Raw genomic sequence first — 25,641 nt, 5'->3', positions numbered from 1 at the left:
CCCAGGGGCTACATTAACGAAGGAGGAAACTATGAAGAGCAGCAAGCTAGCACGCAGGATCGCAGTAGCGGCAGCGGCCCTGGCCGCAACGGTCGGCATCGCTTTCGCTTCCAGCGAGGTAAGCGGCATCACGGCCGACCAGGCGCTTCAGAAACTGATGGACGGCAACACCCGCTACGTCGACAGCAAGCTGTCGGCATCGGCGCTGTGCGACGCCTCCGCCCGCGGCAAGCTCGCCAAGAGCCAGCATCCCTACGCCATCATCCTCTCCTGCTCCGACTCCCGCGTCCCCCCCGAGATCATCTTCGACCAGGCGCTGGGTGAGGTCTTCGTGGTGCGCGTGGCGGGCAACGTCGCCGATCCGCTGGTCCTGGGGAGCGTCGAGTACGCCGCCGAGCACCTGGGCTCCCCGCTCATCATGGTGCTGGGGCACGAGCGCTGCGGTGCGGTCACCGCGACTGTCGCCGGCGGCAAGCCGGAAGGGAACATCGGTGCCATCGTGAAGGAGATCGCGCCTGCCGCCAAGAAGGCCAAGGCCGCCTGCAAGGGCAAGGCGAAGGAGGAGATCGTGGAGTGCGCGGTGGAGATCAACGCCAAGGCCGTCGCCGCCCAGCTTCCCAAGAAGTCCAAGCTCCTCGCCAAGGAGTTGAAGGAAGGCAAGATCAAGATCGTCGCCGCCAAGTACGACCTCGACGACGGCAAGGTTACCCTGCTCAAGTAACCCTATGCGCAGACAAAAAAGCCGCCCTCCCTTGCCGGGGGCGGCTTTTTCAGTATCGAGGGCGACAGCGTCAGGGTTGCGGCCGGTGCAATTTCGGGATTAGGGCTTGGTCCAGTTCGGCCATCCGCGCTTCCCCCAGCGCCAGGAGCGCCTCGCGCAGTACGCCGGCCTGTGCCACCAAGCGGGCCACATCGACGCCGAGGCAGGTATCCGAGACCCGCATCAGGAGGTCGGGGCCGCGCCGCAAAAGCCCCTCCGCTCCCTTGAAGTTACCGTTGCGCCAATGGTACAGCGCCACGGCGACCTGCAAAAGCCCCTGGTAGAAGTCCCGCAACTCCCCCTTCTCACCCACCCACAGTTCCTCGAGCGTCTCGTGGCACTCGAACCACTCCCCCCCGTTGAACTCCTCGATGGCCTGCTGCAGCTCCGGCGAAGGCGCCTGCTGGCACGGCGTCGGCGGCATGCTCACCGCTAGTTCACCAGCACCGGGCGCAGTCCCGGCAGGAGTTTTCTTGCCTGGCTGTCGCACCCCACGCAGGAAATGCGGTCGATGTACAGCCCGTCGCCACCCGGGATGCACGAGGTGGCGGGTTGATCGGGCAGGGTCGAAGACTTGCCGCAGCCGGCGGCGCCGCTGGTGCAGATCCTGCTGATGCGCACCAGGGAGTACCGGGTCGCGGTGTGCTGCTGGTAGGTTTCACCGGGGAGGAATCCGGAGCAGTCGGTGGCGGGGACGATCACCCACCACCCGACCAATTTGCCGTTTTTGTCGTACTCCTTGTTGGAGCGGTCCGCCTGGGGATCGTACATCATCGCCTTGATGTCCCGCAAGACGGCGTCGGAGTTGCTGGCAGCGGCGAAGATTGGGAGACCGCAGACTTCCTGCACCGGCATCTCCTGGCAGACCAGGTCGGACATGGAGTTGGTGATGGTCGCCGGATGCAAAAGCGAAGTGTAGAGGTAGCGGCCGGAGAGCGAGCCGCCTGCCTTCGGGTCCCACGGGGCATGGCTCATGTGGCGTTCGGGGATACTGCAGATCTGGGGGAAGGTGCAGGAGGGCTGGCACGCCTCGGCGCAGATGGCGATATTGGAGCGGGTCCCCGGCACCAGGGCAGCGGTCGCCACCGGCGTGGAGCCGAAGTCCTCGGTGCCGCTGATCTTGGCGATGAAGCTCCCCAGGGTCCCCATCCCGACCGAACTGCTCTCAGCGGTGCGCCTGGTCCTGACCTGGATGGCGTTCACCGGGGTGGCCCCGGGGATATAGCTGCGGCTGCTCATGTTCCAGAAGCCGGTGGTGATGTCGTTGTCGCCGGTCAGGGCGTTGCCGTTGTTGTTCAAAAGCCCTACCAGTGCTGCGGCATCGTGCTTGCCGGTGACCAGGTCCACCGCGGCCGCGCGCGCCTGGGACTGGATCGGGTCCCGGGCGATGTCGAGGATGCGCGATGGGTCGGTCTGCGCCTGCGCAAGGTAGCGTTGCTTGATGTTCTGCGCCCCGGTCAGTGCCGCCATTTCGGCGGAATGCTGCAGATCCTCCTCGCTGACGTACATGTATCCGATGTCGATGGCAAGACCTGTCACGACCAGGAAGACGACCAGCATGATGGTGACATAACTGGTATCGAAGGCGGACTCTTCTTCAGGCACGATCATCTCCAGAGTGGGCGGTTGGGTGTTTAAGGGTGCGACATAATAGCATCATCGTTAAAAAAAGGGCCATGCAGAATTTGCATGGCCCTCATTTTTTCAACCTCGGCTACAGACCACGTTAGGCGGAAGCCTTGACGGCGACCTTTTCGCCAACCAGCTCGGTGGCCTCGACCTCGACCGCCTTCTTCTCACGCAGGAAAAAAGTGATCACGGTGCCCATCGCCAGGCAGGAGCCGGCCAGAATGAAGGACTTGTTCAGGCCGCCCGGCTGCGCGTTCATCATCTCGGATACGCGCCCCATGACCAGCCCGCCGACGCCCCAGGCGCTGAACAGCACGCCGTAGTTGAGGCCGTAGTTCTTGAAGCCCCAGTAGTCCTTGGCGAAGGAGGGGAACAGGGTCAGGTTGGAGCCGTAGTTGAAGCCGATCAGGGAGGCAAGCAGCACCAGCATGGCGGCGGAACCGGAGCCCACCACCGGGACGGCGGCGAACATCAGGATGGCCTGGAAGCCGAGCATGATGGTCAGGGTGGCGCGGCGCCCGATCTTGTCGGAGAGAACACCGGCGACCACGCGGCCGGAGGCGTTGCCGATGGCCATGATGGCCACCGCGACGAAGGCCATGGGGCCCATGCTCTTCTTGGCGAGACCCGCAACGGAGCCGATCACCATGAGACCCGCGCCGGCGCCGATGAAGAAGGTTGCCCACAGCATGTAGAACTTCGGAGACTTCAGCATCTCGCTCACGGTGGCGTCGTAGACGGCCTTCTTGGCCGGTGCCGCCTTCTCGCCCTCCTTCAGGGCGGGCTCGGCCGGGACATACCCTTTGGGCGGGTTTGCCAAGGCGAAGGAGAGGCCGCAGACGATGACCGCGAAGCCGGCTGCGAGGATGTACATGGACTGCTGGATGCCGTAGGCGCCCAAGAGGTAGCTGGAGAGCGGCGCGATGTAGACCGGCGCCAGGCCGAAGCCGGCGACCACGATACCGGCGATGAGACCGGTTTTCTTGGAGGAGAACCACTTGAGCGCCGGGGGGGTCGCCGCGGAGTAGCCGAAGCCGAAGCCGGAACCGGCCAGGACGCCGAAGCCAGTGACCCAGGCGGCGTAGCTGTTGGAGTATCCCATGAGGCAGAAGCCTGCGCCCACCAGGATGCCGCCGATCAGCGCCGTACGCGCCGGACCGATCTTGTCCTGGCACTTACCGGCCAGGATCATGGAGAATGCGAAGGCGAGACAGCAGAGCGCGTACGGGTCATTGATGGAAGCCTTGTCCCACTGGAAGGCGTCCGGGGCGTGGGACTCGATGGACGCCTTGACGGCCCCCTTGAAGATACTCCAGGCATACAGCACCCCGAGCGCCAGGTTGATTCCGGTTCCGGCGAAAACTACCTGCCAGCCCTTGTTAGATTTCGTCTGTGTCATGCCTTTATACCTCCATGTTGGGATTGACCGCTCTTGCCACAGACCTTAGCAACTCGCATACCAATGTTTTACGATTTCGTATATTTTTATTAAAGCAGCAAAAACAGTCACTTGCGAGCGAACACCCGCTCCGATCGGTGCAAGGGGGTCCACGTCGTTTTCGCACAACAGCAAAAGCCCCGGCCGCTGATAAAACCGCGGGACCTCCGCGATGCGGCGTGATATCAGCACGTTGATCACCGCTGCCGTACCGCCGGAGCGCATTCGCACAAATGCGAAAGGAGGTTTCGTGTTTTGCAAATTTGTAAATAAGGTGGAATTTGTATAACAGGAGGACCAACTTTGAGAGGACCAAAAGCAAAGGCCGGCTGAACGAAGAAGGCCGGCCTTGTCTCTTGCCATGCGGCGGCAGGTTTAGCAGAAGAGGACGTTTCCCCTACGTTCGGGGCCGCGATAGTTCCTGCCCCCCATACCTCTCACGCTGTCGACGCCCACCTGCACGCACTCACCGTCGCTGCGCAAGAAGGAGACGATGGTAGCCTGCTCTATCAGTTCCTGGAGTTCCTCTGCCTTTACCAGCCCGCGTCTTTCATCAGCAAACACAACCGGGATCTTCATAGCACCCTCCTCCGTGGCCGTTCTGGATAGTCCAAGCTTTGTTAGCTTATTCTAGCAATGCCAACCGGGATGGCAAGAACCGTACTGGTATATTTCCTATCCCGACAGTCATATCAGCTACGGTCCGAGCACCTGCAGCCGCTCGGAGAGCATGCCGGGGTCATTTCCTTAATTGGTACACATTACCTCCATAATCAGGAGGTACCTTATGTCCATACGGCAGCGGCAAGAGCCACCACTAAGCCTGATCAACAAGGAGAAGTGACATGAAAAGACAGCTAAAGCAACTGGCACTGTTCACCTGCATCACCGCGTCAGCCGTTTTGGGAAGCCAGAACGCGTTCGCCGGCCACGGGCCGGTGCAAGGGGAAGGCGGCAAAGGGTGTGTGGAGCAGCAAAAGCATGGCGCACATCGGGACAGGTTGCGGAAGATGGCAGCGGAGTTGGGGCTCTCCGACCAGCAAAAGAACGAGGCGCAGGCCATCTTCGCGGCGGGACGCGAGAAGAATGCCCCCCTGTCCGCTTCCTTGAGACATGAGCGGCACGAGCTGCAGACCCTGGTGCGCTCCGGCCGCGCCGATGAACCCGCCATCAGGGCCCAGGCGGCAAAAGTGGCGGCGCTGCAGGCGGACTGCGCGGTGCAAAGGGGAGCCCAAGCGAGGCAGTTCGTCGCCCTGCTGACGCCGGAGCAGGCGGCCAAGTTCCAGACCCTGCGCGAGGCGCGCCACGACGGACGCAAGGGGCCCGGTCGCGACAGGTAACCCGCAACAGGCGCTGCCGCCCCGCTTCGGCAGCGCCTTTCCCCGGCGCAGCTCCTTCCTTGACACCACCTCCCTCGCATTCTTGCCAAGCCGCATAAACTCCCGCGCCCAATTGTGCATTACCCTCCAGTGGCGTAAAATAGCTCATGGTTCAAGGGAGGTGTCACATGAGAGCACTAAGACCCATCTTTCTAATATTGGCCCTTCTCCTCGGCGCCTGCGCCACCTATCCCGACCTTCAGCAGCAACGGATGGCCGCCCTGCCGCAACACTACAAGCAGTTCGACCTCCTGATGGGATACGAAGTGCAGCCGGCCGGAGGGAACACCATGGTGCAGGGGGTCGTGAAAAACGTGCGCTATTTCCGGATGCGTAACCTGGAGATCTGGGCGGCGCAACTGGACAGCCGGGGCAAGGTGCTGGCACAGGGGATGACGTTCATCATGCCGTCCGAGTTGGGGCTGGACGAAAGCGCGGACTTCAGCATCAAGATCCCCGCTCCTCTGACTGCGGGAGAGCGGATCCGCATCACCTACAAGTACTTCGGCACCGATGGCGGCAACCACGGCCTCGGTGACGGCACCAACTGGATGCAGAGTTTCGAGACTACGGTCCCGGCGCGGTAGCCGGCCGTTCCCACGAGGCGGTAACCACAACCATAACTACAGCACAGGCACAGCCGATGGCCAACAAACGGGATGAAGACAAGATCAGCGGTGACGTCCAGGAAGCCTCGCAACGGGACAGGGATCAGCATTTCCGACTGATGGCGGAGCAGGTGAAGGACTACGCCCTGATCCTGCTCAACATGAAGGGGGAGATCGTTTCGTGGAACAGCGGCGCCGAGCGGATCACCCGCTACCCGACCCACGAGATCCAGGGGAGGCACTTCTCCGTGTTGCACCCCAAGGAGGAGATCCGCTCCGGTGCGCCACAGCGAGAGCTATCCATCACCGACAGCATGGGGAGCGTCGAGTTGCAGGGGTGGCGCCTGCGCAAGGACGGCAGCCGATTCTGGGCCGCCATCGCGATGAACGAATTGCGGGACGCGGCGGGCGAGCGCACGGGGTACGTGCTGATCATGCACGACAACACCGAGCGGCGCGCTTCCGAAGAGACTATGGCGAAGAGCCGCAACATGCTGGAGCGGCTCTTCGAAACGGCCCCCGATGCCATCGTGGTCGTAGACGGGGGGGGACAGATCCGCAAGGTGAACCTGCAGGCCGAGGTAATCTTCGGTTACATGCGCGAGGAACTGGTGGGGCAGCGCATCGAGCTCCTCATCCCGAAGCGCTTCCACAAACGCCACCGCCAGCACCTGCGCAACTACTTCGCCGACCCCAGGGCCCGCAAGATGGGGATCGGGCTGGAGCTGTACGGGCGCCACAAAAACGGTTCCGAGATCCCGGTGGACATCATGCTGAACCCCATCGAGGCACAGGAATCGACCTGGGTCTTCGCCGTCATCCGGGACATCACCATTCAAAAGCAGGGGGAGGCGAAGATCCTGGAACTGAACCTCGCCCTCAGGAACCAGCTGGAACAACTGGCGGCCACCAACCGCGAGTTGGAGTCCTTCAGCTATTCGGTCTCGCACGATCTGCGTGCACCGCTTCGGCACATCATCGGCTTTGTCGATCTGCTGAACTCGAAGGCGGGGACGGGGCTGGACGAAAAGAGCCGCCACTACCTCGAGGTGATCGGCGGGGCTGCGAAGAAGATGGGGCTGCTCATCGACGACCTGCTGGCGTTCTCCAGGATGGGGCGCAGCGAGATGATGAAGGGATGGGTGGATCTCGGGCTTTTGGTGCGTGAGATCGTGGCTGACCTGCAGGGGGATCAGCAAGAGAGGGAGGTCCAGTGGGATATCGCTCCGCTGCCGGTGGTTTTAGGTGACGCCGCCATGCTGCGCCAGGTGCTCATCAACCTGATCGGCAACGCATTCAAGTTCACCCGGTCCCGTACCACGGCCATCATAGCCATCGGTGCGGTGGAACGGGAACACGAGCAGGAGATCTACGTCAAGGATAACGGTGTCGGTTTCGACGAGGCCTATGCCAGCAAACTGTTCGGGCTGTTCCAGCGCCTGCACTCCAACGAGGAGTTCGAGGGAACCGGCGTGGGGCTCGCCATCGTGCAGCGCATCGTGCTCAGGCACGGCGGCAGGGTGTGGGCGGAGGGGGGAGTGGGCACCGGCGCCTGCTTCTGGTTCTCGCTGCCCAAGAAGGTCGACCCGCAAGAGGACTCGCCGGCTAAAGCTTGTTCCTGAGCGTTTCCTTCAACTCAAGGATCGCGAGGGTCTGCATGTACTCACCCAGGAAGTCGATGTTCTTGAACGCCACTCCCTCGCCGAAATAATCGTCGATCTCATGAATCGCCTGTTTCATCAACTTCTGCCCCGGGGTCAATCTGGCCAGATCTGGGTTCATCGTTCGCCCTCCGCGTTCCGGAATAATGAGTGTTGGGCCGATTGGACAATTCTAAATATCCTGCCCGTTGTGTCAACAACTCCGACGCTGTACCGCGAGGAGATTTGTCTTTACCCGCCGCCGCAATCGGGGTACCCTGTGCCGCACTAAACATCATCCTGGCGGCCGCCCGAGCCGCCTTACCAGCGCGAGCACGGCCCCACATGAAGATCCTGTTCGTCTCACTTTTCCTGCCGCAGCACAAGGCTTACCACGCCGGGGGGCGCTACGTAAACGAGTTGGTGCGGCGCCTGTCGCAGCAGCACGAGGTCCATCTGGCTACCCGCCTGGAACAGGGAGAGGAGCCGCTGCTGGCGGAGCTCGCTCCGTACTGCGCCCGGATCCACCCCTTCAGCTATCCCCGCCTCCCCAAGCGTGGGTTAATGGCCTCGCTGCGCCTGGCGGCCAACTACCTCGCCTTCAGCCTCTTCGCCAACCGCCTGATACGGCAAGGCGACTACGACCTGGTCCAGGTGGAATGGGTGGAGAGCGCGCTCATGATCCGCCGCGGCCGGATCCCGATGGTCCTCGACGCCCATGACGTCATCACCAAGCCCGCCCGGCGCTCCTACCAGCGCAGTAGCGGCCTGGCGCGCCTGCCGCAGTGGCTTCGCTGGCAGGTGGTGCGGTTGGTGGAAGGTACCATAATGGCCCGATTCGACCGGATCTTCACCATGTCCGACTTCGACCGCCGCTATCTGCTCGACCTAGCCCCCGGGCTGGCCGTGACCACCGTCCCCATTCCAGCGGGGATGGATCTCACCCCGACCGCTTATCCGCGGGTACCGGAACGGCTCCTGTTCCTGGCCTCCTACAAGTACCGCCCGACCAACGTGGAGGCGGCCCTGTGGTTTCACGCGCAGGTCCTGCCGCTGGTGCGCCGCGAGTTCCCCGAGGCGGAATTCGTCATCGCCGGCTTCGGTCCCCCGCCGCAGCTGATGGAACTGGCGGAGCGGGATCCGGGAACCCATGTCACCGGGTTCGTGGACGACACCGACCCGCTTTACAAGAGCGCGGGCGTTTTCGTGGCGCCGATTTTAACCGGAGGCGGCATCATCGTCAAGGTCTTGGATGCCTTGGCTGCGGGCGCCCCCGTGGTCACCACCTCGTTCGGCAACGAAGGGATCGAGGCCGTCCCCGGCGCGGACCTGCTCGTTGCCGACACGCCGCAGGATTTTGCCCACGCGGTGATCACCCTTTTACGTGACCGGGAGCAGGCCGAGCGGTTGGGAGCCAGCGGCGCCGCCTTCGTGGCCCGCAACTTCAGCATCAGCGCCGTGCTGCAGCGCATCGAGACCAGCTACCGCGAACTTACCGCCGACACGGCAAAAGCAAACCTCGCCCCCCAGCCGCGTCCTTGATCCCGACCTCGCCCCTGAATCCGATCCGACAAACGGCAAAGAGCAGATCATAGACGTTCACGACGTTGAAGACGTGGGTCGAACGTAGAACGTAGAACGGTTCTATCAAAAATGGGTTGCCTCGTTCGAGGCGTCGTTGCTATAGTGCGCTGGCATTTTTGAGTGGGGGTGAGGCATGTCGGATTTGGAAAACCAGATGGGGCTGTTTGAACTGGCGGGGATAGTGGAATCCCCCGTGCCGCAAGCGCCGCCTGCACCTGCAACAGCACCTGCAGCAGCGCCTGCACCTGCACCCCAGCGGGAGCCGGCACCCCGCCCCAAGCAGCCCCGGCAGGCGGTCGCCGCGCCACCGGCACCGAAAATGGAAGCGCCCGCGGCGCGCAGCAAGAAGCGGGGTCGCCTCCCGAAGGGGGCGGTGAAGGCAGTCTCTGGCCTGGTGCCGGAAGGGGACGTACGCCTCACCGCCAACATCAGGCAGGATTTACACCTAAAGCTGAAGATCGCCTCCGCCTACCGCAGGATCACCATCGGCGAGATCATCGAGGAACTGATAGAGAAGTACGTCTGAAGCGCCCCGCAGCATAGATGCAGCGACCGCTGCCTTGACGCCGAGCCTGCAGCCACTGCCCGCGTCGCCACCCTCCCCCAAAAGCCGGATATCGTTCGTGACCACCGATACCCTTTGCCTCCCCCGCAACCACTACCATACGGCTGCCGACGACCCAACCCAACTTGCATGGCGTAAAAAAACAACCCCGAACCGGATGGGGCGGCTCGGGATTGGAATGGCTACGGCTGAGCATGAAGTTTATTTGTCGTGGCAGGTTTTGCACAGCGCGCTGCCGTAGTCGCTCATCACCAGGTGCCCCTTTTCGGTGTTCAGAGGATCATGGCAGGTAAGGCAGCCGACCTTGCCGTTTGCGAAGATCATCTTGGTGTTGGCGCCGATCGCCTTGTAGCCGCGGCCGGCGGCGACGTACGAGTCGTAGGTCATCCCGATGGGGTGGTCGCTGTTGAAGGAAGTCACCCTGGAAGTCCTGTCGAAGGGACGGTTTCTAAGATCCACGTTTATTTGGGAGGCGCTCACGCCGTCATGGCAACTGAGGCAGCTGACCGACAGGGCATCAGCAGTATCCACCCGTTCAGCCGTGCCCTTCTTCAGCCTGTTGAAGATGGCGGAGAGGCCGCCGGTGGATTCATCATCGGAGTAGGCCGCGGGTACAACGTTGCCGTACATCTCGTCTACCGCGCCGCCGGCAGTGTAGGTTGAACCGCGTACCGCGTCGATCTTGACCAGGTAATCCCTGCGAGCCTGCACCGATTTCTGCAACTGCAGCGTGTACGCGCAGGTCTCACCAGTCGAGCTGGACCCCATGGTCCCGAAAGCACCGGCACCCTGGGCCAGGCCCAGGATCATCGCTGCCGCACATACCAACCCGGTCATCCTCTGCATCGCGCTTTTTTGGTTTCTTTCGGTTCTCATGGCCCACCTCCCGGTTCGTTACCTAACCTGTTACAAGGGAGATACCATTTACAAAAGAGGGCCAAATAAACTTATAACGCATCGTTTTTTATAGATTAAATCCGACCAGCCTCAAAGAAGTTGATCTTCCATTTCAAAAACCTCCTGTGCAAGTGTTGAACATCTGAACAGGTGCTATTTTCGGATTGATCAGGAAATGCCCTTGCGGCGGGGGCTCAGGAGAAGGTCAAGGAATGAACAGGAAGAAGTCACAGCACAACAAGGACGGGCGGAGGCAGTCAACGTTGCAGAAACAATGGTGTAAACGGCTTGAATTGCTGTTGCCACGGCAGGATTAGTGGTTGAAGTAAGTTTTTACTTAGTATAAGATGCGACAATCACACGTCTTGTATGGGAGTGGGAAGTTGCCCCGATTCTTTTGCCGCCTGATATCCGTCCTCAGCCTGTCCCTGTTAGCTTCATCCCCTGGACACGCAGTGACGGCAATACCCAAAACAGTGAAGCCTATAGATTCGTTCGGGATCTCTCCCGTCGTCGGCGGCTACTACTTTTCCTCCAGCCAATCGCTGGATCCCGCCCCTACCTATGGCTTGAGACTAAGCTACGACCATGTCGGCAAAGGGCTCATGGACAGCATCGGGGTTGAGACCACCTTTAACTACCTAAGCACCACCGTCAAGAACCAGGACAAAAAGGCAAGCGCGTACCTGTTCCGTGCCGACGCCATCTACTCCTTCAATCCGAGGAGCAAGTGGGTACCGTTTCTGGCGTTGGGCGCCGGCGGGATCTCCATCGACCGCGATGGGACCCGGGACAACAGCCCCTTTCTCAACTTCGGCGCCGGGATCAAGTACTACTTCGACGATTACCTGGCGATCCGCGCGGACCTGCGCCAGCTCATGGTGTATAGCAACGTCAACACCAGCAACGACTTCGAGCTGACCACCGGCCTGACCTACTACTTCGGCAAGGAGCGCAAGAAAAAGGCGCCCCCCACGCCGCCGCCCAAGCCGCAAGCCGCGATACCGGTTATCCCTCAAGAAGAAATACCGGTAACCCCTGCGGCCCCGGAAGCCCCCCCGGTGGCGGCACCGCCGCCCGACATCCTTGAGCTCCTCGGAGCAACAGGCGCAGCCGCCCTGGGTCTCAACACCATGCCGCCGCAATTCCCCGCCGGTGCTGCCCCCCAGGCCCAGCCCAAGATCCCGGCCAAGGCGTATCAGTCCACGCTCAAGCAGGGACTCAAGGCTGCTCCGGCACCTGCCCCGGCACCCGCTCCGGCACCCGCTCCGGCACCCGCTCCGGCACCTGCTCCGGCACCTGCTCCGGCACCTGCTCCGGCACCTGCTCCGGCACCTGCTCCGGCACCTGCCCCGGCACCTGCTCCGGCACCTGCCCCGGCACCTGCCCCGGCACCTGCCCCGGCACCTGCCCCGGCACCTGCCCCGGCACCTGCTCCGGTTGTGCCCCAGCCGGCACCGGTACAGCAGGAAACCGTACGCAAGCCGCAACGCTCGATCCGAACCCTGACCATCGAGTTCCTGTTCAGCAGTCCGGCGATCCGCCCCATCTACCAGGCGCAGTTGGCGGCATTCGCGGCGTTGATGAAGGAGAATACGGAGTCCACCGTGCTTATCGAAGGGCACACGGACAACGTAGGCGACAGCCGGTCCAACATCGCCCTGTCGCAACAGCGGGCGCAGAACGTCAAAAACGAGCTGCTGAAGCATGGCGTCGATCCCTCCAAGGTGAGCATCAAGGGGTACGGCTTCAGTAAGCCGAGAGCGACCAACAATACCAACGCGGGCAGGCAGAAAAACCGCCGCGCGGTGGTGACGCTGACCTTGGTGATAACGCAGTAATTTGCACCTGTGACCGCAGGCGCGTCAAGCTCCGGAAGGGTTCCGGATCACTTTCACGAGGAGTTTTAAATGAACATCATGAAGACGCTGACCACCGCAACGGCATTGACCATACTGGCTGCCTGCGCGGGTTGCTCCCTTCTTCCCGGCATGACGGCCAAGCCTGCCCCCACCCCGACCCATCGGTCCAACCTCCTCACCGGAAAGGTGACGGAAGCCTTCGACTCGGGCGGGTACACCTACGTCAACCTCCTGAAGGACGGCGAGAGCACGTGGGTAGCCGCACCTGTAATGAAGGTGGTCGTGGGACAGGAACTGCAACTGCTCCCCGGCGCCACGCTGCCAAGCTTCACCAGCAAGTCCCTTGGCCGCACCTTTGAAAACATCGTCTTCTCCGGCGGCCTCCCCCCCGCACCGAAGGGTTCGGCAGCGGGAGCAGCCGATGCGGCAGCGACCGGTGCGGGAGCAGCGGGAGCAACTGGGGCGGCAACCGCCCAGGGCGGCCCGACCGAGGTTGCAGAAGTCATCATGGCCGGCACGGTAATCGAAGCTATTGCCGCCAGCAACTACACATACCTGCATATCGAGAAAGAAGGCAAAGCTGCGTGGGCAGCGGTGCCGAAAACCGCCGCCACCGTAGGCGACGAAGTGCAGCTTGCCCCGGGAACGGCGATGGGGGAGTTCAGCAGCCAGACCCTCAACCGTACCTTCAAATCCATCTACTTCGCCGACGGAGTGGAGATAACCAAAAAGAACCCGAAAGCTCCGACGCCCGCCGCGACAGCGCCCGCCGCGACAGCGCCCGCCGCGACGGCTCCGGCCGATGGCGACGCGTCATTGTTCGCCGGTCATCCGAAGATCGATCCCGCAGACATGGACAAAGCCATGGAAAAAGCGATGGCCGCTGCCGCTGCCCCCATTACCGGCAAAGTAACCGAGACCGCCAACGCCGGTGGCTACACGTACATCTGCGTTGAGAAAGATGGCGCCAAGACCTGGGTTGCCGTTCCTCCCATGGAGGTTAAGGTCGGCGAAGAGGTGTCTCTTGCCTCCGGCAACGTGATGACGAACTTCTCCAGCAAGGCCCTCAATCGCACCTTCGACAAAATCATTTTCTCCAACGGCCCCACCGCGAAATAACTGTTTTCCCCATAGTTGGACCCTACCGGGGCGGAGATTATCTCTCCGCCCCTATTTCATTTTCGAGCCCCCTCTTGCCGCGCCCCCGGCAGCAGCACGTGGCGCCACCCCTCTCAAGAACGCCCCTCGGTTCCTCCCGCGAAATCACCGTCGCACCACCGTATCCATGTGATAAATATAATGTTTCTTCCAACTTGACCGTCTTGACAACGTATTCCCCCCTTCTATTTTTAACCCGTGAGAATGCATTGTATTTCAATCAGGAGGTGTTACGGACACTCACGGAAAGGGAGGGTTCGGTATGGTCAAGAAGTCGCTGCTGTGCCTATGTGCTTTTTTGTCTGGCTCCATCGCGGTCTTGTGCTGGAGTGCCACAGCTTGGCAGTTGCAAACCAAACTGTCCAACACGGGGGGAACGCTCCAGGTGCGAGACAGAGCCCCACAGACCAACGCCGGGAGCGTCATCTACAGCAACTTCACCACATCCGCCCCTGTTCCGGTGACCGTTGCCGCCAAGACCGGGTACAGGATATCTTCCCTCACCAGGAACGGGATTGCTATCCCCATCGGGAACTACACCTCACACTACCGCACCAGTTTCCAAAAAAGCGGCGGAGCCACCCAGTCACTCGTGGCGGGATTCTCCGCGCAACAGTTCATCGTAACCGCCTCCGTCTCGGGCCCCGGGAGCATCACTCCCGCCAGCGCCAAAGTGACCTACGGGGGGAGCGCAACATTCACCGGCGTCCCCAGTTCCACCGGTTGCTACCTCGCCTCGGTGAGCGGCGGCAGCGTCACCGACCTCTACGGGGGCGCCATCACATATCCCTACTACGGGCAGGTCAGGATAACGGTAAATTCGATTACCTCCCCCCGGAGTGTGTCTGCGCGATATGTCTCCTACAGCGTCAACGCCGGCGTTGACCAACTGGCGCAGGTCAATGGCACGGTCCTGCTTTCCGGGAGTATGGAGGGGAGCGGTGCTCCCTCCTGGAGCCAGCTCTCCGGCCCCGCAGTGTATCTGAACGACGGAGGCACGCTCACTCCGAGCTTCATCCCGACGAGCGCAGGCACCTATCAATTCAGGCTCACCCAGACTGTAACCGGCGTCACTGTCGCCTCGGCCACGACGCAGGTGGACGTGGTGGCTTCAATCATTGACCACATGCGGCAAGGCTGCATGGGATGCCACGCTGCCACCGGGGTCCTCCCGGCTCCCTATGTCTTCCCTGGCTGGTCCTCGTCGAGCCATAAAGTCGCTGGAGTCTCCTGCATCACCTGCCACACCACGGCAGCGATGCCGACGCCGATAAACTCCTACAGCGTGGACCAGAACACCTTCGCCTACAGTTCCGGCGCCGGCAGCTTCTGCCTGAACGGAAGCTGCCACCAACCCGGCACCACCCACCGTACCGTCGGCATGGCCTGCTCGGGGTGCCACGGCAGCTACAAATCCCACAACCCCGCTACCACCTTCTCCGTCGCGTTGAACGCCTGTTTCTCCTGCCATGGTGCTCCCAACTCCACCCACTACCAGGTCAAGGCCAGCCTCGCCTCCAGCAACTGCCTGGTCTGCCACAACCCCGCGGGGCACGACCCGGCTCCGGATGCCCGCGTGACCGCGGCACACTTCAACGGCTACACCTCCTACACCAACCCCGCCTATGCCGCGGCCTATGTGACCCCGGCCACCGGTTGCGCCGACTGCCATCAGGATGGAACTCCCAAAGGGAGTGCCGATCAGGCCCTGCTCCCGTACCGCAGCGAATGGGCGGCCTCGGGCCACGGCGACGGCAGTGCCGCCGCCTGGAAGAACTCTCCTTCTTTCAACTGGAAGAGCGCTGGCACCGCGGGCGCTACCGCCACGAAGAGCATCAGTGTGGTGACCGACTGCCAACGCTGCCACAGCGCCTCCGGCTACCTCCAGTTCGCCTTCTACACCAGCGTCGCCCCGGTTTCGGCCAGCGCCGAACGCTACAGCGAGCCACTGACCTGCAACGCCTGTCACCAAAGCGGCGACTTCGCCGCGCCCCGGGCACTCTCCCCCCGCACCGGCTACTACAACTACTCGTCCGCAGCGACGGGAAGGCTCGGGGTCACGACATCCTACCCGGATGCGGGCAGGTCCAACATCTGCTTGGGGTGCCATGTCGGCCGCCAATCGGGCACCACGGTGCAGGCGCTCTCCCAGGCGACGGCGCAAAAGAGCTACTCCAGTTCCTTCTGGCGCAACCTGCGCTTCGTCGACGCGCACTACCTCTCCGCCGGGGGCCAACTCTACGGCGCCACCGGCTACCACTACCCGGGCGTCTCCTACGATAACGCCGGGGTCAACCACATCGCCGTGGGCGCGACGGGCGCCGGCCCCTGCGTCGCCTGCCACCTCCCCGGGAGTTCGCACACCCTGTCCGCCGCCGCCGGCAACTTCACGCTCTGCAACGGCTGCCACATCGACGGCGGGATAGTGAGCGCCGGGTTCCTGGCCCAGAGAAGTGCCGAGTTCGCCTCGGGGCTGAAGGCGCTGGCCGCGGCCCTGGCCGGCAAGGGGTTCACCCCCCTTAGCGATGCCGCCGGCAAACCGCAGTACCCGTACTTCAGCACCACCAACTGGGGCGGACACGGTGACGGGCCGGGCAACCTCGGCGCCGCCTTCAACTACAACCTTTTGGTGCACGACCCCGGCGCCTTCGCCCACAATCCCGCTTATGTGAAGCGCCTGGTGCGGGACTCCATCGACTTCTTGAGCTTCGGCAGCGTCGACCGCGGCCGCGACTTGAGCTCGACCATCGACACCCTGCTCAGCTCGAGCTCCGACCGGGAAAGCGCCGCCGCCTTCCTCACTTCCGCCGGAAGCGGCGCCTCCGCCTGCCAGGTCTGCCACCGGGGCGCCACCGACCCGTTGACGGGGGGGAGCATATTCGCCGACTACGGGGCGAGCAAGCACGCGCTGAGCGCTGGGGGCGCCGCCTGCGTCTCCTGTCATGCGCCCTCCGCCACCAGCGTCCATCCCAACGGTCAGCCGATGTTGAAGGCCACCGCCGACATCAACGCGAAGTGCCTCAACTGTCACCCGCTGCATTCCTGGCCCAGCGAAGGGATCTGCACCAACTGCCATAACGGGCACCGTTTGAAGGCCGTACTTCCGGCGCCGCACCTGGCCAGCTTCACCACGGCGCAATATGTGACCCCCAACGTGCAGTGTCTGAACTGCCACCACCAGGACAACGGCCAGGGGGGCACCTCCTTCCAGGTGCTTGGCGAGCACCGCGACTGGGAGAAGAGCGCCAAGGGGAACTACCGCGCCGCCGCACTCACCAGCTTCGACTTCAAGACCATGGGAACGGCCGGTGCCTCGCCCGCGACCACCGTGCAGCAGGATTGCGTCCGCTGCCACACCGCGACCGGCTACCGCAACTACGTCGGCTCCGCCTTCACCGACATTTCCCCCTTCGGCATCCCCGGCGACGCACCCGGCGGTGACCGCACCCGCGAAATGATCGGCTGTCCTGCCTGCCACGCTCCCACCCCGTTCAACAGCACCTATGGCAGAGTGAGCGTCGGGATCGTCGACGAGCTGACCGGCACGCGGGACGTCAGGTCCTGGTATAACTACTCCTCCGCAGCCACGGGAAAGATCCTACGCTCCAAGCTCTTCTTGGACGGCAACGCCTACGACCTGGGAGACTCCAACATCTGCATCACCTGCCACGCCGGCAGGCTGGCCGGCGACGTGATCAAGCAGACGATCACCAACACCGAGACCGGGACCGTCAGCTGCTCCCCGGTCCCCTCCATCGTCTGCCGCCTCGGGAAGAACAACCCGGCCAACGGACTGGTCGACGATTTCTGGGGGAACGTCGACTTCATCGATCCCCATGGCGGCGTCGCCGCCAACATGATCTACCCCGACAACCTGCGGCCCGGCTACGAGTACATCGGAGCGGCCTTGACCACCGCCCACACCAACGTCAGCACCAGCGCCGGCAAAGGCCCCTGCGTCGGGTGCCACATGAGCGCTCCTGCCGCCAAACACGCCTTCACCGCCTTATCAACCGCGACAAACGGTGTCATCGGGGCGATCAGGAGCAAGGCCTGCACCAACTGCCACGGCGTAAACGCAGTGACCATCACCCCGTCCGATCTGCAGACAAAAAAGGAGGGATACAACGCAGCGCTCTCCTTCATCGCCGCGCAACTCACCGCCCAGGGGATCCACTACAACCGGGGACAGTCCCCCTACTTCTTCAACACCGGTGCAGTCGCCGAGCAGTCACCCGCCACGCGCGTGACCAACTGGAACAAATCCGCCACCTTCCGGGGCGCCCACCTGATGGGGGCGGCGTTCAACCTGAGGCTGCTCGACTCGGGGAGTGGCTGGGTTCACAACGGGGTCTATACCAAGCGACTCCTCTACGACACCATTGACTACCTGGACGACGGACTGCTGAACGACACCGTGGCCCAGACGCTCGAGGACCAGACGTTCATCTCCTACGTCGTCCCGCGGCGCTAGCGCCGCCCCCGGCAGCCACGAACCGGTGCCGCAAAAGAGCAGAACAAGCTGAAAACGCAAAGAAGGCTTCGAGGTCATTGCCCTCGAAGCCTTCTTTTTGTAAAAACCCTGTCGTAACGCAAAGCCGCAGAGGCGCAAAGACAGCTACTGCGTTTGTTGTCTCAACCCGATTTCGGGTTTCTTCGCGGCTTCGCGCCTTTGCGTGAAATAAGCCTTTGCTTTACTGCTTTTGCACCTTTTGCTGCTCCCTCAGATCCTCCACCTGCTTTCTCAAAAGAGCCACTTCCTGGGCCAGGTTATGGTTGCTCTCGGAGAGCCGGGAAAGGGTGACCGAGTGCCCGACGGCTACCAACAGCAGGAACAAAACGCCGACCAGGAACAGCAGGGAGGGAGGGTAGTAGATGCCGATGGAGAGTGCCGCAACTTCGAGGATGCGGCGCGACACGGTAAGGAGGATGACGAAAACGGAAGTACACAACCAGAGCAGGGCGTACTTCTCGCGCAGGCGGCGCTCCCTGACCAGCCAGACCACGAAGCAGAAAATGCCGACGCTAAGGCCCAGCGACGCAATTTTGGTTAAATCCAAGTTATGATTCCCCGACTAGGTCCCTGCCGCGCATGGCGTCCACCACCATCGCCAGCGTGACCTTCAGCATGTAGTAGGCGGACTTCCTCCTGGTGATGGAAGAATGCCCGGAGAGCCTGCCGCGCATCAGCACCGGGACCTCCACCACCCGCAGCCCGTTGCGTGCGGCGGTGATGATCGACTCGACCTCGGGGTAGTCGTCGGTGTAAAAGCGCGAGAACAGGCGAATGGTCTTCTTGCCGTAGCAGCGGAACCCGGACGTCGGGTCGTGGATCGCTTTTCCGGCCAGGCAGCGGATCAGGCAGTGGAATATGCGCGAGCCGATGAAGCGGGTGATCCCCATTTTGTAGCCGCCCGGCAGCGTCCGCGAACCGATCACCAGGTCCGCCTCCCCCTTCTGCACCAGCTCGAGGATCTTGAAGACCTGGTCGCCGCGGTGCTGGCCGTCGCCGTCGAACTGGATGGCCATGTCATAGCCATGTTCGTAGGCGTATCTCAGGCCGGTCTGCACCGTCCCGCCGATGCCGAGGTTGAAGGGGTGGCTGACCACGTGGGCGCCGAGGCTCTTGGCAACGGCGGCGGTATCGTCGGTCGAGCCGTCGTTCACCACCAGGATGTCACCGCGAAAAGACTTGAGGTCCTCGATGACTGCCGTGATATTACGGGCCTCGTTGTAGGCCGGTATTATTGCAAGAATCCTCATATCCCCACCTATGCCAACGCCATATGACGTAAAAAAAAGCCGAAAACGGATCGTTTCTGAATGAATACAAGATCCGCACCAACTTTCCTGGCATAAAACTGGAGATAACGCTTGCCAAGCGACCCGATACTAATATAAATATCGGGCCGGTAGCAATTAAAAAAATTATAGAGAGAACGGGAGCGACTGCAGCAAAGCGTTATGCAGTTTTAACCGAAGTGCTGTGCCGTCCCCTCCCCTTCCCGCAGTTCCATCAATCAGCTTTACGGAGCAGTCGTGCGCGTATCGGTCATCATCGTCAACTGGAACGGCCTTGGCCATTTGCCGGAATGCCTGGACAGCCTGCAACAGCAGACCTTCAGGGATTTTGAGGTGATCGTGGTCGACAACGGCTCCAGCGACGGCTCCGTTTCCTACCTGAAGCAGCGCCCGGAGGTCCGACTGGTGCCGTTCCAGGAGAATGTCGGTTTCGCCGCCGGCAACAACGCCACCCTCCCCGTATCAAGGGGCGAGTACCTGATCACCCTGAACAACGACACCAAGGCCGAGCCGGACTGGCTGGAAAAGCTGGTGCGGGTAGCCGACCGGCACCCGGAGGCGGGCATGGTGGGGTGCCGGATCATGAACTATCACGAGCGGGAGCGGGTCGACTCGCTGGGGATGGCGATCTGCAGTGACGGCATGTCTCGCGGCAACTTCAGGGGGAGGCGCTTCGCGGAACTTGCCGTCGAGGATGAGGCCGAGATCCTGTTTCCCTCCGCCTGCGTCGCGTTGTACCGGCGCGCCATGGTGGACGAGATCGGCTTCTTCGACGGCGACTTCTTCGCCTACTGCGAGGACAGCGACCTGGGGCTGCGGGGGCGCCTCGCGGGCTGGCAGGCGCTTCTCGCGCGCGACGCCGTCGTCTACCACAAGTACTCCATGACCGCGGGCTCGCTCTCCCCCTTGAAGCTCTACCTGGTGGAGCGCAACCACTTCTACGCGGTGCTGAAGAACTTCCCCCTGGTGCTGCTCGTATTGCTCCCCCTGTACACCCTGCTGCGCTACCTGGTCCAGGCCCGGGTGGTTTTGCGCGGCAAAGGCACCGGAGGCGAATTCATGGCCAGCGGCAGCAGGAACGATTGTATCCTCGCCCTGCTGCGTGGCATGCGCGACGCCCTCCTTGCCCTCCCCACCCTCCTAAGGAAACGCGCCGAGGTCATGCGGCACAAGAAACTGTCGAACCGGGAAACGTTGCGGCTGCTAAAACGCCACCAGCTCACCTTCCACGAACTGCTCGACGTGCAGGACTAACGCCCCGCCCCCCCGCCCCGTCGATCTCCGGAATTTCGAACCTCTCAGTGCATCGCGGCAAATTTGGTTATCAACGCTGAAAGCGAGCCACCGTATATGCGATATCAACAGCGGCTAACAAGCACCCCATGCACCGCCTCCTGTTGAGATCCCTCCATCAAAGAAAGTGGTCGCGTAAGCCAGACAATCGGCGGTTAATGTAACGATTACATGACACCATGTAACGGTTACATGATCCTCAGTAGTGGTTACAGCTCCTCCGGCCTGCCATGCATCGTCCAAATCACCGCCCCCAAATCCCAAAATGAAAGTAAATCTTGCGCCGACAGGCGTGCCGCCCCCCACGAGCGGACTACTTTCTCCTCCGCAGCCCGCTCGCCCCCCATGTCAATAGTCAAATCGTCCAAAATTGGCGTTACCAGTTCCATGTAAGCGTTACATTGCCCCATGTAACAGTTACATCGCCATGTACAGTCTCCGCAATTCGGCACAACCGTTTCCAAGACGGCACCGGACGGCTACGGCCCACCGTATCCGGTCGCAGCGGGCACCAAGCACCACCAGTACATCGCCGCTTGACACGTTAGAGAAAACTTATAAACTTCAGAAAAATGCTTTACACACTTCATAAAATATCTGGCTGGGCCGAAGGAGGTGAGAGTCTGTGGGCGCAAATACCACCACGATGATTACGCGCATGAGTCACTCCGAGGTTATCGTCAGAGTAGAACCGATCGTCGACGCCTTCATCACGGGCAATCCGATACAGGGGTCAATCCCGTCGTTTCTCGTTGTCGGCGAGCCACTAAAAAGCATGTTCGAGCATTTCAAGGAAGTGCACCGAGGAGCAGAAACGGGGAATCACACCATGGTCGCTGAACGCAACGCCCTTCGCCCCCCGTTCAACCAGGTTTTTATCGACATCATGGATTTCGTGGAATTAGCAGCACGGAAGGATTCCACTCTGCCTTACCGGGCCGGGTGCGAGTACTTCTGGCACAAGAAAGCCGCCCCGCTTCGCACTGTAGCGGTGGGCAAAAACATCCCAAGACTTACGGTGTCAAACCTCAACGAGCGGGGAGCCATCTTAGGGAAGGTGACGGGGGTGTCAAAAGCCAGGAGTTTCGAAATGCAGTACACCTATGGTGATCCTACCGTAGAGGCGAACTGGGGACATCTGGCCGTACATCCGACCGCCAGCAAGATGGTCACAAAGAATCTTGAAGCAGGAAAGAACTGTTCCCTCAGAGTCAGAGCAGTGGCCACCACCGGGGTCAGTCCCTGGTCCAACTATGTCACACTCATCATCACCTAATTAGCAAAGGGCACTCAATTCAGCAATGAAACGGGCTCAGCGTTTGACCGCTGGGCCCGTTTCATTGCTGCGAACAGCGGTATTCGCGTAAAATGGTCTTGTGTGGGGGAGTGCAAAAGGCTCAATTGCCAGAAAGGCTGACGGTATATCTAAGGTAATGGTATTGCAGGTGTGCCCCCCCAAATATCTATTGTACCGGTTCAGCAATTCAATTATATTAACAGCGATCTAGAAATTCCTGCTGCTCCTAAAATTGCAAAGGAAGTGCATGCACAGTATCAGGATGTTCATCTTTTTCCTCCAGGAGCTGCTCTCGCGCCGGAACGTCGTCTACGAGTTGACCAAGCGGGACTTCAAGACAGGGTACTTGGGCTCGTATCTGGGCATAATCTGGGCTTTCATCCTCCCCATTGCAACGACGCTCATATTTTGGTTCGTGTTTCAGGTCGGATTCAACTCGAAGCCAGTAGCCGATCATCCCTACATCCTCTGGCTGGTCTGCGGTCTTGCTCCTTGGTTCTTCATCAGCGACTGTGTCAACAACACTGCCAACTCAATCATCCAGAATGCCTTCGTGGTCAAGAAGGTAGCCTTCAGTATCGCGATATTGCCGATAACTAAAATTCTGTCGGCTCTCATCATCCATCTTATCTTCGTAGTCGTGGTATTCAGCCTCTTCCTCTTTTACGGCTTCGCCACCGACCTCTATGTCCTCCAGGTGTTTTACTACCTTTTTTGCGCCCTCGTCTTCCTGACGGGGCTGTCGTGGATCACCTCGTCGGTGATGATCTTCTTTCGCGACCTGGGTCCCATCATCACCATCGCGCTGCAGATGGGTTTCTACCTGACGCCGATTTTTTGGAATCTGGAAATCCTGCCCAAGCAGTACCACCTCTTCATACAGTTCAACCCCATATTCTACATAGTCCAAGGCTACCGTGAGAGCTTCATTCTGAAGGTGTGGTTCTGGCAACATTGGACCACCACCATTTATTTCTGGGCGGTGGCGGCGACCGTACTGGTCGCCGGAGCAGTGGTGTTCAGGCGGCTGCGCCCGCATTTCGCCGACGTACTGTAAAACATCTGAAAGGTTAGAACATGCATACCAGTTCACTGGAACATATGGGCAGGCTGGTCGCCCAGTACCTCGACCCCGCCCAGCCACTTGACGTCCTGGATATTGGGAGTTGGGATAAAAACGGCAGCTACAAACAGTTCTTCCATCACCCCGCATGGACCTATACCGGCGTCGATCTCAGCCCCGGCAATAACGTGGACGTGGTACTGGACACCCCGTACCGCCTTCCTTTCGCCTCCAACTCGGCCGATCTCGTCATCTCCGGACAGGCCTTCGAGCACATTGAATACTTCTGGCTCACCTGGCTCGAGATGGTTCGGGTGGTGAAGCCCGGAGGGCAGATCTTCCTCATTGCCCCCTCGCGCGGCAACCAACATCGCTACCCGGTCGACTGCTGGCGCTATTATCCGGATGGGTATAGCGCGTTGGCCAAATATGGCGCCATGGAGCTGCGCGAAGTCCATACGGACTGGACCCCACATGAAGCCAAGGACAGCGCTCTATGGGGTGACACCGTGGGTGTCTTCAGGAAACCCGTTTTCACTTTCTGGCAGGAGGCGAAGCAGAAGCTGCGCTACCTGCTCTCACAAAAATTGTGGCCTGGCGACAATGTCTGAAAACACAGCCATAACAGTAGAAAACCTGACCAAGGTGTACCGCCTTTACGACTCTCCGTCTCTGAGGCTCAAGGAGGCGCTCAACCCGTTCGGCACGTGCTACCACAAGGACTTCTACGCACTCTCCGGTGTCTCCTTCGAGATCCGCAAAGGCGAGACAGTGGGCATCATAGGGCGTAACGGCACCGGGAAATCCACGCTGCTCAAGATCATCACCGGCGTCATCGCCCCGACCAGTGGAAAGGTGACCGTGAGCGGCAGGATCTCGGCACTGCTCGAGCTCGGAGCCGGTTTCAACCCCCTGATTAGCGGCCTCGAGAACATCTACTTCAACGGCACCCTTATCGGGTTCAGCAAGGAGGAGATAGATGCGAAACTCGATGACATCCTCGCCTTTGCCGACATCGGCGACTTCATTCACCAGCCGGTACAGACCTATTCCAGTGGCATGTTCATCCGCCTCGCGTTTGCCGTCGCGGTGCATGCCGAGCCAGAGATACTGATTGTCGACGAGGCGTTGTCCGTCGGCGACCTCATGTTCCAGGCCAAGTGCATGGACAGGATCAAATCCATGATGGAGGCTGGTGTCACCACCCTCTTTGTCACGCACTCCATGGAATCGGTCAACACGCTTTGCAACCGGGCCATCATGCTCGACGGCGGCAAAATCTTCACGGAAGGCAAACCCCAGGTGGTGACCCTGCAGTACTACCAGCTGCTGCGCGAACAGGAACACGCGGCGCAGGAAAGCAAGAAGATGGGACACACCAAGGAAGCCCAGGATGAGAAGTACCGCAAGATAAAGGAAGAGATCCAGGTGAAGGACCAGCAGGAGGATTACCGCTACGGCACGGGCGGAGCACGCATCACCGATTTTGATCTGTTAAACGGCGCGAATCAGCAGGTTCCCGTGGTCCGCTGCGGTGAAAAATTCAAGGTGCGTATGGCGGTGGAGTTTCTGGCCGAGGTCCGCAACCCGTGCTTCGGTTTGATCATCAGCAACGTCGCCGGGCAGAACCTCCTCTCCGTTCACACCTATCACGACGGGAACGTGACCTTTCCGCCTCAAAAGCCGGGCGACGTCCTCGAGGTCGAGTTGGAAACCAGCATGCTGCTCAATCCCGGCAACTACCTGGTTTCCATCGGGGTCTCTGATGTCCGCACCCTAGGTGACTTCACCAGTCTGGATGCGCGAAAGAACATCTGCAAGATCGAGGTATACGGCAAAGAGCACCACCACGGCATAATCCACCACCAGCCGGCGGTCAGGATCGTCGGCCCACAGGCGCCTGAGTTGTGCCTGAACCAGCTGCAGGAGCTCTTCTGCAGTTGGAACGCCGAGCGGCTCGGCATCAGTGAGGCGGAAAGCAGAGAGCGCTACGAGAAGTCCTGGAACGTGCTCCCGGGTGGCCACAAGGGGGCGGCTTACCGGGAGTTCGGCGCGACCTCCCACGAGATATACAGCGTATTTTGGAGCGACAGCAAAAGCGAGATGTTCCAGGCCTGCAAGATGCATGAGTACCTGCATTTACTGCGCATGATCGCCTACTCCAAGCCCTCCTGGCCCCAGGATCACGTGATCATCCGCGAACTGCTGAAGCTGCCGTCAGTTTCCATCATCGACTACGGCTGCGGCATGGCCCAGAGCTCGATGGCGCTCGCCCAACGGCTGAAGGCCCAAGGCAAAAACGTCCGACTGACACTGGTTGACATCCCCTCAATCGTCACCGACTTCCTCACCTGGACCACATCGAAGCTCGGTCTCGATGCCTCCTTTGCCGGGTGCACCGGTGATACCCCTCTGCCAGAGCTCCCCGGATGCGACCTGGTCATCGCCACCGAGGTCTTCGAGCACATCCACGAACCGGTCGAGGCGTTCCGCGTGCTCGATGCCGCCCTCGCCCCCGGCGGTTTCGTGGTAACCGACGTGAGCGACCATGCCGAGGAGTTCATGCACGTCACCCCGAACCTTGCACCGCTTCGGGACGAGATCGAGAAGCTCGGCTATGACGCCCTGGAAGAGAACCGCATCTTCAGAAAGATGCGAGACTGAGG

At 61.0% G+C, this 25,641-nt stretch carries 22 protein-coding genes; 14 read left to right on the top strand and 8 right to left on the bottom strand.

Annotated elements, in window-relative coordinates:
* Positions 1 to 31: 31 nt before the first annotated feature.
* Positions 32 to 721, top strand: a complete 690-nt coding sequence (locus JFN90_RS13100) for a carbonic anhydrase (RefSeq protein WP_199395563.1) — start codon at positions 32 to 34, stop codon at positions 719 to 721.
* 70 nt (positions 722 to 791) lie between these two features.
* On the opposite strand, the gene JFN90_RS13095 is transcribed toward JFN90_RS13100, so the two are convergent.
* From JFN90_RS13095 to JFN90_RS13080, 4 genes are all read right to left on the bottom strand, one after another.
* Positions 792 to 1,184, bottom strand: a complete 393-nt coding sequence (locus JFN90_RS13095; protein WP_199395562.1) for a DUF309 domain-containing protein — start codon at positions 1,182 to 1,184, stop codon at positions 792 to 794.
* Positions 1,185 to 1,192: 8 nt separating this feature from the next.
* Positions 1,193 to 2,371, bottom strand: coding sequence for a pilus assembly protein TadG-related protein (locus tag JFN90_RS13090; protein ID WP_199395561.1), 1,179 nt, complete (start codon positions 2,369 to 2,371; stop codon positions 1,193 to 1,195).
* Between the two features lie 115 nt (positions 2,372 to 2,486).
* The gene (locus tag JFN90_RS13085) at positions 2,487 to 3,788 is read right to left on the bottom strand and encodes an L-lactate MFS transporter (RefSeq protein WP_199395560.1); all 1,302 of its coding nucleotides are present in this window, start codon (positions 3,786 to 3,788) and stop codon (positions 2,487 to 2,489) included.
* Between the two features lie 414 nt (positions 3,789 to 4,202).
* On the bottom strand, positions 4,203 to 4,406 hold the full coding sequence (locus JFN90_RS13080) for a GSU3473 family protein (protein WP_199395559.1): 204 nt from the start codon (positions 4,404 to 4,406) through the stop codon (positions 4,203 to 4,205).
* 266 nt (positions 4,407 to 4,672) lie between these two features.
* On the opposite strand from JFN90_RS13080, the gene JFN90_RS13075 reads away from it, so the two are divergent.
* From JFN90_RS13075 to JFN90_RS13065, 3 genes are all read left to right on the top strand, one after another.
* On the top strand, positions 4,673 to 5,167 hold the full coding sequence (locus JFN90_RS13075; protein WP_199395558.1) for a Spy/CpxP family protein refolding chaperone: 495 nt from the start codon (positions 4,673 to 4,675) through the stop codon (positions 5,165 to 5,167).
* A gap of 167 nt (positions 5,168 to 5,334) precedes the next feature.
* Positions 5,335 to 5,793 (top strand): hypothetical protein, encoded by a 459-nt coding sequence (locus tag JFN90_RS13070; RefSeq protein ID WP_199395557.1) that lies wholly within the window; start codon positions 5,335 to 5,337, stop codon positions 5,791 to 5,793.
* Positions 5,794 to 5,849: 56 nt separating this feature from the next.
* Positions 5,850 to 7,436, top strand: coding sequence for a sensor histidine kinase (locus JFN90_RS13065; RefSeq protein ID WP_199395556.1), 1,587 nt, complete (start codon positions 5,850 to 5,852; stop codon positions 7,434 to 7,436).
* Here JFN90_RS13065 and JFN90_RS13060 read toward each other — a convergent pair.
* The gene (locus JFN90_RS13060) at positions 7,420 to 7,596 is read right to left on the bottom strand and encodes a hypothetical protein (protein ID WP_183348221.1); all 177 of its coding nucleotides are present in this window, start codon (positions 7,594 to 7,596) and stop codon (positions 7,420 to 7,422) included. The genes JFN90_RS13065 and JFN90_RS13060 overlap by 17 nt on opposite strands.
* Before the next feature lie 203 nt (positions 7,597 to 7,799).
* On the opposite strand from JFN90_RS13060, the gene JFN90_RS13055 reads away from it, so the two are divergent.
* Entirely contained in the window at positions 7,800 to 8,996 is a 1,197-nt protein-coding gene (locus JFN90_RS13055) for a glycosyltransferase family 4 protein (protein ID WP_199395555.1), read from the top strand.
* Positions 8,997 to 9,171: 175 nt separating this feature from the next.
* Positions 9,172 to 9,564, top strand: coding sequence for a hypothetical protein (locus tag JFN90_RS13050; RefSeq protein WP_199395554.1), 393 nt, complete (start codon positions 9,172 to 9,174; stop codon positions 9,562 to 9,564).
* A 240-nt stretch (positions 9,565 to 9,804) separates the two neighbouring features.
* Here JFN90_RS13050 and JFN90_RS13045 read toward each other — a convergent pair whose 3' ends face one another.
* Positions 9,805 to 10,479 (bottom strand): cytochrome c3 family protein, encoded by a 675-nt coding sequence (locus JFN90_RS13045; RefSeq protein ID WP_199395553.1) that lies wholly within the window; start codon positions 10,477 to 10,479, stop codon positions 9,805 to 9,807.
* 497 nt (positions 10,480 to 10,976) lie between these two features.
* Here JFN90_RS13045 and JFN90_RS13040 point away from each other — a divergent pair, with 497 nt between their 5' ends.
* From JFN90_RS13040 to JFN90_RS13030, 3 genes are all read left to right on the top strand, one after another.
* Positions 10,977 to 12,341: an OmpA family protein gene (locus JFN90_RS13040; RefSeq protein WP_199395552.1), complete on the top strand. Its 1,365-nt coding sequence runs from the start codon at positions 10,977 to 10,979 to the stop codon at positions 12,339 to 12,341.
* A 69-nt stretch (positions 12,342 to 12,410) separates the two neighbouring features.
* Positions 12,411 to 13,481, top strand: coding sequence for a hypothetical protein (locus JFN90_RS13035; RefSeq protein WP_199395551.1), 1,071 nt, complete (start codon positions 12,411 to 12,413; stop codon positions 13,479 to 13,481).
* A gap of 424 nt (positions 13,482 to 13,905) precedes the next feature.
* Complete coding sequence (locus JFN90_RS13030) at positions 13,906 to 17,994, top strand: cytochrome c3 family protein (RefSeq protein WP_199395550.1); 4,089 nt, start codon at positions 13,906 to 13,908, stop codon at positions 17,992 to 17,994.
* Between the two features lie 220 nt (positions 17,995 to 18,214).
* Here the strand turns inward: JFN90_RS13030 and JFN90_RS13025 are convergent, their stop codons facing one another.
* Both JFN90_RS13025 and JFN90_RS13020 read right to left on the bottom strand, forming a co-directional pair.
* The gene (locus JFN90_RS13025; RefSeq protein WP_199395549.1) at positions 18,215 to 18,580 is read right to left on the bottom strand and encodes a DUF2304 domain-containing protein; all 366 of its coding nucleotides are present in this window, start codon (positions 18,578 to 18,580) and stop codon (positions 18,215 to 18,217) included.
* Between the two features lies 1 nt (position 18,581).
* Positions 18,582 to 19,283, bottom strand: a complete 702-nt coding sequence (locus tag JFN90_RS13020) for a glycosyltransferase family 2 protein (protein WP_199395548.1) — start codon at positions 19,281 to 19,283, stop codon at positions 18,582 to 18,584.
* 276 nt (positions 19,284 to 19,559) lie between these two features.
* Between JFN90_RS13020 and JFN90_RS13015 the strand changes: the two genes are divergently transcribed.
* The 5 genes from JFN90_RS13015 (at position 19,560) to JFN90_RS12995 (ending at position 25,639) form a co-directional block, all read left to right on the top strand.
* Positions 19,560 to 20,576 carry a glycosyltransferase family 2 protein gene (locus JFN90_RS13015; protein WP_199395547.1) on the top strand — a complete coding sequence of 339 codons (1,017 nt, stop codon included), beginning with the start codon at positions 19,560 to 19,562 and terminating at the stop codon, positions 20,574 to 20,576.
* Positions 20,577 to 21,240: 664 nt separating this feature from the next.
* Positions 21,241 to 21,891: a hypothetical protein gene (locus tag JFN90_RS13010; RefSeq protein ID WP_199395546.1), complete on the top strand. Its 651-nt coding sequence runs from the start codon at positions 21,241 to 21,243 to the stop codon at positions 21,889 to 21,891.
* A 268-nt stretch (positions 21,892 to 22,159) separates the two neighbouring features.
* Positions 22,160 to 22,969, top strand: coding sequence for an ABC transporter permease (locus tag JFN90_RS13005; RefSeq protein WP_199395545.1), 810 nt, complete (start codon positions 22,160 to 22,162; stop codon positions 22,967 to 22,969).
* A 20-nt stretch (positions 22,970 to 22,989) separates the two neighbouring features.
* The gene (locus JFN90_RS13000; protein WP_199395544.1) at positions 22,990 to 23,586 is read left to right on the top strand and encodes a methyltransferase domain-containing protein; all 597 of its coding nucleotides are present in this window, start codon (positions 22,990 to 22,992) and stop codon (positions 23,584 to 23,586) included.
* Positions 23,579 to 25,639: a Wzt carbohydrate-binding domain-containing protein gene (locus JFN90_RS12995; protein ID WP_199395543.1), complete on the top strand. Its 2,061-nt coding sequence runs from the start codon at positions 23,579 to 23,581 to the stop codon at positions 25,637 to 25,639. The genes JFN90_RS13000 and JFN90_RS12995 overlap by 8 nt, the downstream gene beginning before the upstream one ends.
* Positions 25,640 to 25,641: the final 2 nt, after the last annotated feature.

Origin of the sequence: Geomonas propionica (genome assembly GCF_016458235.1) — a bacterium.
GTDB lineage: Bacteria > Desulfobacterota > Desulfuromonadia > Geobacterales > Geobacteraceae > Geomonas > Geomonas propionica.
Note: the sequence above shows the minus strand (reverse complement) of the source record. Positions and strands in the feature narration are given on the sequence as shown.

Excerpts from the sequence above, each read along its gene's own strand:
- JFN90_RS13005 (WP_199395545.1), top strand. The coding sequence starts at position 22,160 with ATGCACAGTATCAGGATGTTCATCTTTTTCCTCCAGGAGCTGCTCTCG.
- JFN90_RS13060 (WP_183348221.1), bottom strand. The coding sequence starts at position 7,596 with ATGAACCCAGATCTGGCCAGATTGACCCCGGGGCAGAAGTTGATGAAA.
- JFN90_RS12995 (WP_199395543.1), top strand. The coding sequence starts at position 23,579 with ATGTCTGAAAACACAGCCATAACAGTAGAAAACCTGACCAAGGTGTAC.
- JFN90_RS13065 (WP_199395556.1), top strand. The coding sequence starts at position 5,850 with ATGGCCAACAAACGGGATGAAGACAAGATCAGCGGTGACGTCCAGGAA.
- JFN90_RS13090 (WP_199395561.1), bottom strand. The coding sequence starts at position 2,371 with ATGATCGTGCCTGAAGAAGAGTCCGCCTTCGATACCAGTTATGTCACC.
- JFN90_RS13055 (WP_199395555.1), top strand. The coding sequence starts at position 7,800 with ATGAAGATCCTGTTCGTCTCACTTTTCCTGCCGCAGCACAAGGCTTAC.
- JFN90_RS13080 (WP_199395559.1), bottom strand. The coding sequence starts at position 4,406 with ATGAAGATCCCGGTTGTGTTTGCTGATGAAAGACGCGGGCTGGTAAAG.
- JFN90_RS13075 (WP_199395558.1), top strand. The coding sequence starts at position 4,673 with ATGAAAAGACAGCTAAAGCAACTGGCACTGTTCACCTGCATCACCGCG.
- JFN90_RS13085 (WP_199395560.1), bottom strand. The coding sequence starts at position 3,788 with ATGACACAGACGAAATCTAACAAGGGCTGGCAGGTAGTTTTCGCCGGA.
- JFN90_RS13000 (WP_199395544.1), top strand. The coding sequence starts at position 22,990 with ATGCATACCAGTTCACTGGAACATATGGGCAGGCTGGTCGCCCAGTAC.
- JFN90_RS13070 (WP_199395557.1), top strand. The coding sequence starts at position 5,335 with ATGAGAGCACTAAGACCCATCTTTCTAATATTGGCCCTTCTCCTCGGC.
- JFN90_RS13100 (WP_199395563.1), top strand. The coding sequence starts at position 32 with ATGAAGAGCAGCAAGCTAGCACGCAGGATCGCAGTAGCGGCAGCGGCC.
- JFN90_RS13050 (WP_199395554.1), top strand. The coding sequence starts at position 9,172 with ATGTCGGATTTGGAAAACCAGATGGGGCTGTTTGAACTGGCGGGGATA.
- JFN90_RS13095 (WP_199395562.1), bottom strand. The coding sequence starts at position 1,184 with ATGCCGCCGACGCCGTGCCAGCAGGCGCCTTCGCCGGAGCTGCAGCAG.
- JFN90_RS13035 (WP_199395551.1), top strand. The coding sequence starts at position 12,411 with ATGAACATCATGAAGACGCTGACCACCGCAACGGCATTGACCATACTG.
- JFN90_RS13045 (WP_199395553.1), bottom strand. The coding sequence starts at position 10,479 with ATGAGAACCGAAAGAAACCAAAAAAGCGCGATGCAGAGGATGACCGGG.
- JFN90_RS13020 (WP_199395548.1), bottom strand. The coding sequence starts at position 19,283 with ATGAGGATTCTTGCAATAATACCGGCCTACAACGAGGCCCGTAATATC.